This window comes from Planotetraspora sp. GP83 (assembly GCF_041262585.1).
GTDB lineage: Bacteria > Actinomycetota > Actinomycetes > Streptosporangiales > Streptosporangiaceae > JAOEGB01.
The window spans coordinates 233,653-246,892 of record NZ_JBGCBZ010000005.1 but is presented as its reverse complement, the minus strand read 5'-3'; the positions used below and the strand labels follow the sequence as shown (position 1 = coordinate 246,892).

Here is a 13,240-nt window from a genome sequence, read left to right as displayed (position 1 = left end):
CGTGCTGGCCGTGGAGACTCCGACGACCCCCGTGGAACCGATGCTATGGTCGGGCTGGGGGGACCCCGCGAAGGCCGCCGAGCTGCCCGAGCCGGTGCGCAGGCTGCTCGGCGAGGTGCTCGGCATCCGGGAGCCGGCGGCTCCCGCCGCGACGTTCGGGGAGGTGCGGCTCCCCGCCCCGGCGCTGTCCCCACTGGTGCTGACCTCGCTGGGCGCGATCGTGGGCGGCGACCACCTGCGCTTCGACGACGACGCGCGGATCCGCCACACGCGCGGCAAGTCCACGCCCGACCTGCTGCTGATGCGGGCGGGGAACGGCTCCGACGCGCCGGACGCGGTCGTGCTCCCCGGCACGCACGGCGAGGTGGCCGAGGTGCTGCGGCTGTGCGCCGAGCACCGGGTGGCCGTCGTGCCGTTCGGCGGCGGCACGTCCGTGGTCGGCGGCCTCGTCGCGTCCCGCACCGGCTTCGCCGGGGTGGTGGCCCTCGACCTGGCCCGGCTGAACAGGCTCGTCTCGGTGGATCCCGAATCGATGGTCGCGGAGCTGGAGCCGGGCCTGCGCGGTCCCCAGGCCGAGCACCTGCTGGCCGGGCACGGGATGACGCTCGGCCATTTCCCCCAGTCCTACGAGTACGCGACGCTCGGCGGGTTCGCGGCGGCCCGGTCGAGCGGGCAGGCGTCGGCCGGATACGGCCGCTTCGACGACCTGGTCGTCGGCCTCACCGCCGCGACGCCGCGCGGCACGCTCGACCTCGGCCGGGCCCCGAAGTCGGCCGCCGGGCCCGACCTGCGCCAGGTGATCCTCGGGTCGGAGGGCGCCTTCGGGGTGATCACCTCGCTCCGGCTGCGCGTCCGCCGCGCTCCCGAGCTGCGGGTCTACGAGGGCTGGCGCTTCGGGGCCTTCCCCGCCGGGGTGGCCGCGCTGCGGCGGCTCGCGCAGGAGGGGCCGCTGCCGACCGTCCTGCGGCTGTCGGACGAGGCCGAGACCATGGTGGGCCTGGCCAAGCCGAGCGATCTCGGCTCGCTGTCGTCGGACTCCGGCTGCCTGGTCGTGGCGGGCTACGAGGGCACGCCCGGCGACGTGTCGTACCGGCGGGAGCGGACCGCCGCCACGCTGGCCGAGATGGGTGGCGTCTACCTCGGCCCCGAGCCGGGGGAGAAGTGGGCGCACGGCCGCTACGCCGCGCCGTACCTGCGCGACTCGCTGCTCGCCGCCGGGGCGACCGTGGAGACGCTGGAGACGGCCTGCTTCTGGTCCGGCGTGCCGCGACTCTACGACGCCGTGCGGAGGGCGCTCGCCGCCTCCCTCGGCTCGCCGCTCGTGATGTGCCACGTCTCCCACGTGTACGGCACGGGCGCGTCGCTCTACTTCACCGTGGTGACCGCGCAGACGGACGATCCGCTGGGCCAGTGGGCCGGGGCCAAGCGGGCGGCCGGCGAGGCGATCGTGCAGTCAGGAGGCACGATCTCGCACCACCACGGGGTCGGCCGCGATCACCGGCAGGCGTACGCGCTGGAGATCGGCGAGCTGGGGGCCGAGATCCTGCGCGGGATCAAGGAGCGCCTCGACCCGGCGGGCATCCTCAACCCGGGCGTCCTGATCCCGTAGACCCTGACAGACAGAGGGGGCTGATCCCGCGGACAACCGTGTGCTGATCCCATAAAACCGTCAAGATTGTTCCATGGTGGATGGCGTGGTGGATGTCGGCGCGGCGGCGGCGCGCGGGAAGCAGGTGTCGTCCAGGGTCTCCGAGGAGGGGGCCGGGTGGAACTGCCAGGAGATCGGCACGTTCGCCGCGCTGCGGCCGAACACGAACAGCTTCACCTGGCTCAACCCGAAGACGCTCTGGCGGTCGCGCAACGAGATCCTCTCCGGGCTCTTCGGCGACCCCTCGGCGCAGGTGCGCCGCAGGTGGGTGGCCGCGCAGCGCGAGCGGGGCGTCGATCCCGACTTCCGGATCAGGCGCGAGATGGGGGAGGAGTACTCGTTCCTCGTCCTCGGCGACACCGGGGAGGGCGACGCCTCCCAGTACGCCGTGATCCCCGGGCTGCTCAAGCTGGGCTCGGGCACGTCGTTCGCGGTCGTCGCCAGTGACCTGATCTACCCGACGGGGTCGGGCAACGAGTACTGCGACAAGTTCTTCCGGCCCTACAAGGACTACCGGGCGCCGATCTACGCCGTTCCCGGAAACCACGACTGGTACGACGGGCTCGGCGGCTTCATGCGGGTCTTCTGCGACGCGCGGCCCCTCAAGGTCGAGCGGCAGGGGTTCCGGCTCTCGCCGGGCGGGCTGCGCGGCCTGCTCTGGAAGAAGCCGGACCCCGTCGACGAGGCCGCACTGGCGGAGGCCCAGAAGATGCGGCCCGCGCCCGAGCAGAGGGCCGTGCAGCCCGCGCCGTACTGGGTGCTCGACCTCGGCAGGCTGCTGCTCGTCGGCATCGACACCGGGATCAGGGGCGACATCGACCGCGAGCAGGGGGAGTGGCTGCGCCGCGTCTCGGCGGACCCCCGGCCCAAGATCCTCATCACCGGGAAGCCGATCTACGTCCGCAACGACTACCACCCCTGCGCGATCGAGGGCGGCGGCACGGTGGATGAGATCGTCCGCGACCCGGCCAGCCACTACGTGGCCGCCATCGGCGGCGACGTCCACAACTACCAGCGCTTCCCCGTGCGGGTGGACGGCCGGACGATCCAGTACATCGTCTCCGGCGGCGGCGGAGCGTTCATGCACGCCACGCACACGATCCCCAGGGTGGACGTGGGCGGCGTGCACGAGGACGAGTTCAAGTGCTACCCGCTGCGCGGCGACTCGCTGTCGTTCTACAGCCTGCTGTACAGCAGGCGGCTGCGGATGCGCTGGCTCTACATCACCCCCGAGCAGGGGCTCGCGCTGATGTCCCGGCAGATCGGCAACAGACCGCCGAGGCCCACGCCCGGCGCGGCGATCACCGCGCGGATGCGGTGGGCCGCCCGCCTGCTCGGCGGCTGGCCGATGCCGTTCCACCTGCCGGTCGGCCGTGTCTTCCACCGGTACATCTCCGAGCTGTCCGACTGGGACACCCCGCCGTTCTTCAAGAGCTTCCTGCACGTGTCGGTCACCGGGGACCGGCTGAAGATCCGCTGCTTCGCCGCCACCGGCTGCCTGCCGCAGGAGATCGAACCCCCGCTGGAGGACGAGGTCGAGATCCCCCTCTGACCGGGCCCTCTGACCGGCCCTCTGACCGGGCCCTCTTGACGGGAATTGTCGGTCTCGCCTGGCACCCTGGAGGCGTGCACGTGGTGGTGGCGGCCGACCCGGACGGCGGCGGGACGATCCGTCCCGTCGGCGGCGCCCCCGCACGGGCCGCCGACCTGGCGGCAGCCGTACGGGACCTGGAGGCACTGGCGGCCCAGGCGCCGCCCCGGTGGGTGTGGGCGGACGCGCGGCGCGCCTACCCGCCGCTCCTCGACCGAGGGGTACGGCTCTCGCGCTGCCACGACCTCGCGCTGACCGAAGGGCTCCTGCTGGCCGCGGAGGGCCGCTACGGCGAGCCGAGACAGGCGCGGGCGGCCTACGCCCGGCTCCACGGCCTTCCCGTGCCCGAGGACGCCCACGAGCCGCCTGAGGGGGCTCAGGCCACGCTCTTCGAGCCGGTCACCGGGGCTTGGTGGGGCGGCGCCTCGGGCGGCGTGGGGGCAGGACCTTCGGGCGGCGTGGGGGCGGCGGCGCGGCCCGGCGGGGCGGGATCGGACGGGCCCGAGGTGGCCGAGGCCGACCTCGTCACCGAGGTGTTCGAGGACCAGCGGCGGCGGATCGCCCGGACGGCCGATCCGGGGCGGTTCCGGCTGCTCGTGGCCGCCGAGTCGGCGGGGGCGCTCATCGCGGCGGAGATGGCCCACGACGGCATGCCGTGGCGCGAGGACGTCCACGACGCGCTGCTCACCGAGATGCTCGGGCCGCGCCCGGCTCACGGCATGCGGCCCGTCAAGCTCCAGGCCCTGGCCGACGAGGTCGCCGCGGCCTTCGGCCAGCCGATGAACCCCGACTCCCCGCAGCAGATCGTCAAGGCGTTCAAGAGCGCCGGCATCTCGATCCCGTCCACCAGATCCCATGTGCTGAAGCAGGTCGAGCATCCCGCGGTCGGCCCGCTGCTCGCCTACAAGGAGCTGGCCCGCCTCTACAGCTTCCACGGCTGGGTCTGGGCCGACCAATGGGTCAAGGGCGACCGGTTCCGGCCTGAGTACGTCGTGGGAGGCGTCGTCAGCGGCCGGTGGGCCACCAGCGGCGGAGGAGCGCTGCAGATCCCCAAGGTCATGCGCCGGGCGGTGGTGGCCGACGACGGCTGGACGCTGGTCGTGGCCGACGCCGCCCAACTGGAGCCCCGCGTCCTGGCGGCGATGGCGGGGGACGGCGGCCTCGCGAGGGCGGCCGGGGAGATCGACCTCTACGCCGCGCTGGCCCAGTCGTTCGGCGGGTCCCGCGACTCGGCGAAGATCGCCATGCTGTCCGCGATGTACGGCGGGACCAGCGGCGACGCGCCCAAGCTGCTGGCCGTCATGCGGCAGCGGTTCCCCCAGGCGTACGCCTTCGTGGAGGACGCGGCGCGGGCGGGGGAGGAGGGGCGGCTGGTCAGGTCGTGGCTCGGCCGGACGTGCCCGCCGCCGTCGGCCCGGTGGCGCGAGCTCGTGTCGGGCCCCGAGGGCGGCGGCGCGGCCCGCAACCGGGGCCGGTTCACCCGCAACTTCGTCGTCCAGGCGACGGCCGCGGAGTGGGCGCTGACGCTCATGGCCGTGCTGCGGGGCCTGTTACCCGGCCGGGCCCGGCTCGTGTTCTTCCAGCACGACGAGGTCATGGTGCACTGCCCGCTTGAGCTCGCCCCCGAGGTCCAGGCCGCGGTCGGACGGGCGGCGGAGGAGGCCACCCGGCTCCTGTTCGGCCAGACCGGCGTCCGCTTCCCGATGGAGGCCGTCCCGGTCACCTGCTACGCCGACGCCAAATGACGCCCGCCCCCGACCAACCCTCGGCGTGATCACGCACGTGTTCCCGCTCGCACCGTGCTACCTGCGGCTTTGCCGGGCGTGATCATGCACTGTGAGGACGCGTCCGTCGGAGGGACGCTGCATGATCACGAAGAGGGGAGGTGCTGGTCAGACCGAGTGTGGAGGAATCCGTGCATGATCGCGTTTCGGGAAACCGCACGTCCGGGAGTTTCCCGGGAAGCCCTGCATGATCACGGCGACGGGATGGGCATGGCGACGGAGACCAGGCCTTCGGCTTCTACGCGGGGGTGAAGGTGCTCCAGAGGGCCTGCCGTACGGGCGCGGCGGACTCGTTCCAGTCGTAGTCGGGCGAGCTGAACGTGATGGCGTAGGCCTGCCCCTTGGCCTCCAGGTAGCGGGTCACCGTGTGGACGGTCACCTTGCTGGAGTTCGTGTAGGTGTACTCCCAGTCGGCCGCGGGCCAGCGGTAGTTCGCCTCGCCGAGCTGGACCTGGGTGTAGTCGGGATAGTCCTTGATGTTCAGGTTCTGCTCGGCGGCCTGGAGCGCGGACAGGCTGCCGTCCGGGATCTTCTGGACCTTGATGCTCTGCGCGCTGTCCTTCGGCCCGGACAACGTCACGGCGTCGCCCTGGGCCGTCGCCGTCCACTCCTTGGGCACGGCGACCGACACTCCGCCCTGGCTGACGCTCTTGAAGCCCTTGGGCACCTCGACCGCCGTCTGCGGCTGCTGGAACGGCGACTGCGTCCTGGGAAGCGAGACCGCCGGCTGCCGGGCGGTGCTCTGGTCGTCGTCCGGCCCGCTGGGCAGCACGACGAGCAGGACCGTCACGACGACGCCGATGACCGCGACCGCCGCCACCGCCATGAGCACCACGGAGCGGGATCCGCGCTCCTCGACCGGCGCGGCCTCCTCCTTGCGCCGGCGGCCGCCCGTGCGCGTGCCCCCTGTGCGCGTTCCTCCCGTTTCCGTGCTTCCTGCCCCTGTGCGCCCCGTCCCCGCACCCGCGGAGGAGAGGCTCCGGGTGGGGCCGTTCGACGCGTGGCCGCCGGAGCCGTCCCTGGCCGGCTCACGGGGGAGGTCCCTGGCGAGATCGCCGGGAAGGTCGCTGGGCGACGGCGTGGGCCAGATCGCCTCCCGTGACCGCTCGGGCGCGTAGCTGGACCCCGAGGGGCCCGAGTGGGAGGTCAGCGGGTCGAACGCGGGGAGGGCGTGCGGCCCCGACACGTTCATCCCCGACCTGTCGGCCTGCGGCCCCGGTAGGCCTGCCACCTGTGGCCCGGTCAGGTGGGGCCCCGGCACGTGCGGCTCGGTCAGGTTCCCGTGCGGCCCGGACGCGTTCAGCGAGTGGCCGCGGAAGGGGTCCGACAGCTGCTCCGGCGTGTACGGCACGCGGACGGGGCCCGACGGCGTCTCGATGATGCGCGACGGCAGCGGCCCGGACGGCAGGTCGAAGGGCGGCAGCAGCCGCACGGGCGTGGAGTCCTGCGGAGTCGGCATCGACGCCTGAGCGGGGCCACGGCCGGGCAGGCCCGTGCCGTTGCTGTGCAGCACCCGCTCCAGCATGTCGGCCACCTGGGCGGCCGGGATCCGGTCGGCGGGGTTCTTGCGGAGCAGGCCCTCGATCACCGGGAGGAGGGCGCCGGCCCGCTGCGGCCGGTTCGGCTCCTGCGTCAGCACCGCGCCGAGGACGGCCACCGCGTCCGGCCCCTCGTACGGCGGCCGGCCCTCGACGGCGGCGTACAGCGTGGCCCCGAACGACCACAGGTCGGCGGCGTGTGTGATCGGGCGGCCCTGGAGGCGCTCCGGCGGGATGTACGCCGGGGAGCCCATGAGCAGGCCCGTCTGGGTGATGTTGACGTCGCCCTCGATCGCGGCGATGCCGAAGTCGGTCAGCACCACGCGGTCCGCGGTGAGCAGCACGTTGCCCGGCTTCACGTCCCGGTGGAGGATGCCGGCGGCGTGCGCGTGGCGGAGCGCGTCCAGCACCCGGATGCCGATTTCGGCGGCCTGGACCACGGGGAGCGGCCCGCTCTGCCGTACGGCCTGCTCAAGGGACCAGGCGCGGACCAGTTCCATGACGATCCACGGGCGACCGTCCTCCTCGACGACGTCGTGGACGGTCACGATGCCCGGGTGGGAGAGCCTGGCGGCCGAGCGCGCCTCGCGGAGCATGCGGCGGTGGGCGACCTGGGTGCCCGCGTGGTCGAGGCCGAACGGAAGGAGCAGCTCCTTGACCGCCACGTCGCGGTCGAGCAGCACGTCGTGGGCGTGCCAGACCATGCCCATGCCGCCTCGGCCGACCGGCGAGAGCAGGCGGTAGCGCCGGCCCACGAGACGTCCCTGCCCTTCGGGCGTTCCCCCCGGCGGGACGCTTCCCGGGGGCCTCTGACCCTCTGGCATAGGGGGGACCATACCGAGCAGGCGATCGGTCGTCATAGGAAGGTCCCCAATTCACGCTAGATTCGCACGATCCCCCGACTGGATCCTGCCAATTCCACTGATATGTGAGGCTGGCCACCGATATTAGGGTCAAAAGCGGTTCAAAGGGAATTCAAGCGTCGGCCAATGCCTCCAGGGCGGCGGTGAACGCCTCGGCCGGCGGGCTCACCAACCCGGCCCCGACCTGCCCGGTTCCGGCCACGCGGCCGGCGATGCCGGTGTTCACTACCGGCAGCACGCCGGTCCGCGCGACCAGCGTGACGTCGATTCCCACCGGCGTGCCGCGGAAGCCGAGCCCGGGGATCTGGTACGCCGGGTGCTCGGCCAGGGTGATCTCGTACATCGACGTGGTGGCGGCGACCGCGTCGGACACGTCGCCGCCGACGAACCGCACGATCGCGGGGGCCGCCGCCATCGCGAAGCCGCCCAGGCCGGACGTCTCGGTGATGGTCGAGTCGCCGATGTCGGGATTGGCGTCGTCAGGCCCGTACGCGCCGAGGTAGAGCCCGTCCGGCACCCCGGCCGGCCCCGTGAACCACCTATTCCCGAGCCCGGATACCTGGATTCCGAAATCGGTGCCGTTGCGGGCCATCGCAACGACGAGACTCGACCCGGGAACGTTCCGCGCGGCGTCCGCGCTGACTTTCGCGGCCGCCATTCCCGCGTTCAGGAAGAAATGATCATTTCCATTGACGAAACGCAGCACCTCGGCCGCGCGCTCCGGCGCGGCGTCCACGATGGCCGGGGCGATCTCGCGGACCAGCAGCGAGGTGGCCGCCCGGTTCCGGTTGTGGAGCTCGTCGCCCATCTGCAGCGCCTGGGCGATGAGCGACCGGAGGTCCAGCGGTCCGCTCCGCTCCAGCGCCGCCTGGAGCACCGGCCCCAGCACCTCGCCCATCCAGCGGAGCCGGTCGATCACCTCGGGTCCGTACGCGCCGTAGCGCAGGACCTTGCCGAGGCCCTCGTTGAGCGAGCAGTAGGCCGTGCCGCCGTGCTCGGCGTCGACGACCTCCAGCATCCACATCGACGGGCTGACCACCCCGGCCATCGGACCGACCGTGCGGTGGTGGTGGCAGGGGTCGAGCGTGATTCCGCCGGATGAGAGCCTGCGCTCGGCCTCCTCCGGGGACGCGGCCAGGCCCTCGAACAGCATCGCGCCGATGAGCGCCCCCCGCATCGGGCCGGAGGCCCGTTCCCAGGTGATGGGCGGCCCGGCGTGGAAGAACGTGCCGGGCTCCAGCCCCAGGACATCACGGGCCGGCCGTACGCCGACAAGATGGGGGCGGGCGGACAGCAGCCGGCCCACGGCGACCTCGTTGGCGCGCTCCCGGCGCGGGTCCGCGAGCAGCCTGGCGAGCACCTTGGCCAGCGCGGGGGCGGTGCCGGGAAGCGGCGGCCGCCAATCGACGCGGGCCTGCGGCACGGCCTGCGCGTCCAGCGCCTCGCTGAGGACCGACGCCCCCACCGTGATCACACGCGGCTCGCCGTTCAGCATCGACAGCGTCATCGAGCACCCCCCCTTAGGTTTGTGATCATGCACATGTTCCCCGCTCTCCGGCATGACCACGGCAGACACGGTTCGTGATCATGCGCACATTCCCCGCGCTCCGGCGCGACCTGGGCGAACGCGTCTCGTGATCATGCGCCCGCGAGGAGGCGGGCGTGGCGGGCGGCCGCCGCGTTGGACGTGAACACCGCGGCTCCCGTCGCGTTCAGCCGGGCGGCCTGATCCCGCAGCCCCTGCGGGTCGCCGTCCGTGCCCACGAGCGCGACCACCACGGCGACGCCCCTCGCGCGGGCGTCCCCCACCGCGGGCGCCAGCCAGGCGGACGGGTCCGGATCGGCCCCGTGGCCGAGCACGACGTCGAGCAGGACGACGCCCGAGCCGACGGCGGCGAGCGCCTCCAGGCGCAGCGCCGGGTCGATCATCGGATGCGCCCGCCCCCGCGTGTACTCGTCGTCGCCGAAGTCGGTGAACTCCCCGGACACGTCGCCGCCGGCGAGGGCGATCAGCTCGGCCTCGGTGCAGAGCGTGCCCCCCGAGTACAGCCCGTGAAGCACGCCTCCCCCGGACCGCGCCGCGCCCGCCTGCCCGGCGCCGTCGGCCTGCTCGGCACCGGACCGCTCGGTGCCCGGTTGGTCAGTGCCCGGTTGCCGCCTGCCGCCGGACTGCTCGGCGGGCCATGACGGCCAGCCGGGGATCTGCCTGCCGAGCGCGCCGAGCACCTTCTCGGCCGCCGTCGTCAGGTCGTCCTGCCCCGGCCCGAGCAGCGCCGCGATGAGGGGCTTCGACAGGCCGAGCTCCCGCACGGCCGCGGCCACTTCGGGGGCGGGCGGCTTGGAGATCAGCACGATCAGCTCGGTGGCCGGGTCGGCGTCGAGCGCCCGCAGCGCCTGAACGGCCGATCGGCCGCCCACCTCGGCGGACAGGTCCCTGCCGCCGACACCGAGCACGTGGCTGACGCCGACTCCGGCGAGGTCGAGCAGGCTCGTCACCTGCTGCGCGCCGGTGCCCGAGGCGGCCACGACCCCGACGGGACCGGGCCGCAGCACGTTCGCGAAGCCAAGGCCCGCGCCGCCGATCACCGCGGTCCCGCAGTCCGGGCCCATCACCAGCACGCCCTTCTCCCGGGCGCGCTCCTTGAGCAGGATCTCCTGCTCGACCGGCACGTTGTCACTGAAGATCATGACGGAGAGCCCGGCCTCCACGGCGTCGGCCGCCTCGACGAAGGCGTGCTCACCGGGAACGCTCACGAGCGCCACCGTCGCGTCCCACGACCGGGCCGCCGAGCGTGTGGTGCGGGGGAGCGCCGCGCCGGCTCCCGCGCCACCGCCGCCGGACGCCTTCGCCGCGAGTTGCCGCTCCAGCTCGGCCGCCGCCGCCGCGAGCTCCTCCTCCGACGAGGCTCTGATCGCGACGAGCAGGTCGCCCGCCGTCGCCGCCGGTACGGCGAAGCCGACGTCGCGGGCCAGTTCGACGTTGAGCTCGGTGGCCATCGCGACGATGGCGACGGTGACCCCGGCCCGGCCGGTGAGGGACCGGCTCACGCGCATCAGGCTCACCGAGTCGTGGTAGACCCCGGCGCGCACCTCGACCAGATCGTTCACGAGCGCTCCCCATGAGACAGGACGGCACTGTGCGAAAGCAGGGCACTTTGGGAAAGTACGGCCGAAAGGCCGATGTGGACGCCCCAGGCCATGTCGGCGCCCGAGGTGTGGCCGAGGCGGAGCAGCCGGTGCGCGGCGGGCTCCAGGGGCTGATGGCCGGCCACGCCGCGCAGGACCCCGAGCACCTCCTGGCTGGCCTCCCCCCGGGCGGCGCAGTGGAGCAGCGTGGCCGAGATCGGCGTCGTGCGGGTGCGCGCGTCGTAGGTCACGGTGGCGGCCAGCCAGTCGGCCAGCCATACGGCCCTGGGGACGCCCGCGGCGAGTCCGAGGTGCCGCAGCGCGACCAGCAGGCCGGCCAGCATGTCGTCGCCGCTCGGCGTCAGCCCCGGGCCCAGCCCGATCAGCCGCTCTGCCGCCGTGACGCTGTCGATGAGCGAGCCCGCCCGGCAGCCGTCCGCGAGCAGCCCGGGGGCTCCGGCGGGATCGAGCCCCGGCCGTCTCGGCGACGCGGCGCGGATCTCCTCCAGAAGCGTGAGCGCCTGCGTCAGCCGTACGGGATCGGTGGGGCCGAGCCGCGGGGCCGGGTCCCACCAGCGGCGGACCTGGATGCCGAGGTGCTCTCGATGCCCGCCTATCTCTATGGACCCGTCGCCGACCCAGCCGTCGTCGCCGGCGGAGAAGCCGTCGAGGGGCTCGCTCAGCACGACCGCGTTCGGCAGCCGGGTCGCCTTACCCGTGACGACGGCGATGACGTGCGGCTCGGTCTCGCTCCTGACCTCCAGGTAGACGGCGAGCGGGAAGGCCGCCAGCACGCGGGCCGGGCGGCGCGGGGACTCCAGGGCCGGGCGCAGCGCGACGCTGGCCGCTCCGCTCGCGTAGACGGGATTCCCCGTGAACCGGGACGCGGTCGCGGTCGCCCGCCGTGCTCTCGGGCGCGTGCCAACAGTCACCGAACCTCCCGACACCTCCCCGGCAAGCAGGGTCGCTGCCGACGCTAGAGCGCCGTTGGCACGGTCCGTACGGAGAAAGATGCCAACAGTCGGCCAAATGCTTGGCTCTTCCTGCCAGTCAGTTTGATCCTGCACAATCTGCGGGAGAAGCACGACTCTCGGAGCGCACGATGACGACGGACCCCGCCCCCCCGGCGATGCGGCTGGCCAGCACTGGAACAATCCTCCACGGCGTGTCGGTGGGCGAGGTGCTCGGGGTCTCCACTCTCGCGGACGCGCGGCTGATCGCCGGCAAGAGCGGCCTCGACCGCATCGTCCAGCGGCTCAACGTCATGGAGGTGCCCGACATCCTCGCCTGGGTGAAGCCGCACGAGTTGCTGCTCACCACGGGCTACCCGCTGCGCAACACGCCCCAGTCGCTGGACCGGCTCGTGGCGGACCTCGACGAGCGCGGGCTGGCCGCCCTGGCGATCAAGCTGGGCCGCTACCTCGACGAGCTGCCGGGCGAGATGGTCGAGCAGGCCGACCGGCTCGGCTTCCCGCTGATCCTGCTGCCCAACGACGTGGGGTTCGACGACATCCTCAACCAGGTCCTCACCGACATCCTCAACCGGCAGGCCGCGATCCTCGCGCGGGCGGAGGAGGCCCACCGCGCCCTGGTCCAGATCGTCCTCGCCGGGGGAGGCATGCGCGAGGTGACGGCCGAGGTGGCCGGGCTGCTCCACGTGGCCGTCGGCGCGGTGGACGCCTCCGGCCAGCTCCTCGCCACGGCCGGGGAGGCCGAGCAGGTCGCGACGCTGCGTCAGGCCGGCGTCGCTGCCGCCGGGGCCGAGGGCCACCACGCGGCCGTGCCCGTCGTCGCGGGCGGCCACCACCACGGCAGGATCGTGGCGTACAGCGCGGCCGGCACGCTCACGCCGAGCGACATCGGCATCCTGGAGCGCGCGGCGACCGTGGCGGCGCTCGTGATCACCAAGCAGGAGGCCGTCAACGCGGTCGAGAGCAAATATCGCGCCGACTTCCTGAGAGACGTGCTGACCGGCCGGGGCGGCGGCCGGGTCGTCGAGCGCGCCAAGGCGTTCGGGTGGGACCTGGAACGCCCGGTGAGCGTGCTCGTGGCGGAGATCGACCCCGACGCCGAGGAGCGCTCCACCCATGACCGCCTGCTCGCGGCCTGGCAGGCGGCCGTCCGCAGGTACGACCCGCGCGGCGCCGTGGCGGGCTTCTCACACGAGGTGGTCGCCATCGTCGGCGCGGCCGTCGACGCCACCAGGCTCGCGCGGGACGCCCTGTCCGCGATCTCCGACGGCACCTTCTCCACCGGGCTCAGCCGGGTCGCCCCGGGGGCCGACGCCCTCCCCGGCGCGTACGGCCAGGCGCTCAAGGCCGCCAGGGTGGGCCGCCAGCTGCACGGCTCGGGGGCGGTCGCCCACTTCGACGAGCTGGGCGTCTACCGGCTGCTCTCGCTGGTGAACGACACCGACGAGCTGCACGCCTTCGTGCGGGAGACGCTCGGCTCGCTGGCGGGAGACGACGACACGGAGAACGCCGACCTGCGCCGGACGCTCCAGGTGCTGCTGGAGACCAACCTCAACGTCGCCGAGACGGCGCGCAGGCTGCACTTCCACTACAACACGCTGCGCTACCGGATCGGGAAGCTGGAGCGGCTGCTCGGTAACTTCACAGAGGACGCCCATCTGCGGCTGAACCTCACCCTGGCGCTCCACGTGCTCCGCATGCGCGGCATCTGAACCTAAG

At 73.3% G+C, this 13,240-nt stretch carries 8 protein-coding genes; 4 read left to right on the top strand and 4 right to left on the bottom strand.

From position 1 onward, the window contains the following. Positions 1–40 precede the first annotated feature (40 nt). The 3 genes from ABH927_RS09715 (at position 41) to ABH927_RS09705 (ending at position 4,984) form a co-directional block, all read left to right on the top strand. On the top strand, positions 41–1,609 hold the full coding sequence (locus ABH927_RS09715) for an FAD-binding oxidoreductase (RefSeq protein WP_370020231.1): 1,569 nt from the start codon (positions 41–43) through the stop codon (positions 1,607–1,609). A 73-nt stretch (positions 1,610–1,682) separates the two neighbouring features. Beyond that, positions 1,683–3,200, top strand: coding sequence for a metallophosphoesterase (locus tag ABH927_RS09710; protein ID WP_370020030.1), 1,518 nt, complete (start codon positions 1,683–1,685; stop codon positions 3,198–3,200). A 74-nt stretch (positions 3,201–3,274) separates the two neighbouring features. After that, complete coding sequence (locus ABH927_RS09705; RefSeq protein ID WP_370020029.1) at positions 3,275–4,984, top strand: bifunctional 3'-5' exonuclease/DNA polymerase; 1,710 nt, start codon at positions 3,275–3,277, stop codon at positions 4,982–4,984. A 277-nt stretch (positions 4,985–5,261) separates the two neighbouring features. On the opposite strand, the gene ABH927_RS09700 is transcribed toward ABH927_RS09705, so the two are convergent. The 4 genes from ABH927_RS09700 to ABH927_RS09685 form a co-directional block, all read right to left on the bottom strand. Then, positions 5,262–7,316, bottom strand: coding sequence for a protein kinase domain-containing protein (locus ABH927_RS09700; RefSeq protein ID WP_370020027.1), 2,055 nt, complete (start codon positions 7,314–7,316; stop codon positions 5,262–5,264). Between the two features lie 220 nt (positions 7,317–7,536). Beyond that, positions 7,537–8,931, bottom strand: a complete 1,395-nt coding sequence (locus ABH927_RS09695) for a DUF1116 domain-containing protein (protein WP_370020025.1) — start codon at positions 8,929–8,931, stop codon at positions 7,537–7,539. A 131-nt stretch (positions 8,932–9,062) separates the two neighbouring features. Next, a complete protein-coding gene (locus ABH927_RS09690) occupies positions 9,063–10,532 on the bottom strand; it encodes an FdrA family protein (protein WP_370020023.1) in 1,470 nt (489 codons plus the stop codon). After that, positions 10,529–11,482, bottom strand: coding sequence for a DUF2877 domain-containing protein (locus ABH927_RS09685; protein ID WP_370020021.1), 954 nt, complete (start codon positions 11,480–11,482; stop codon positions 10,529–10,531). The genes ABH927_RS09690 and ABH927_RS09685 overlap by 4 nt, the downstream gene beginning before the upstream one ends. Positions 11,483–11,652: 170 nt before the next feature. Here ABH927_RS09685 and ABH927_RS09680 point away from each other — a divergent pair, with 170 nt between their 5' ends. Continuing rightward, a complete protein-coding gene (locus ABH927_RS09680) occupies positions 11,653–13,233 on the top strand; it encodes a PucR family transcriptional regulator (RefSeq protein WP_370020019.1) in 1,581 nt (526 codons plus the stop codon). Positions 13,234–13,240: the final 7 nt, after the last annotated feature.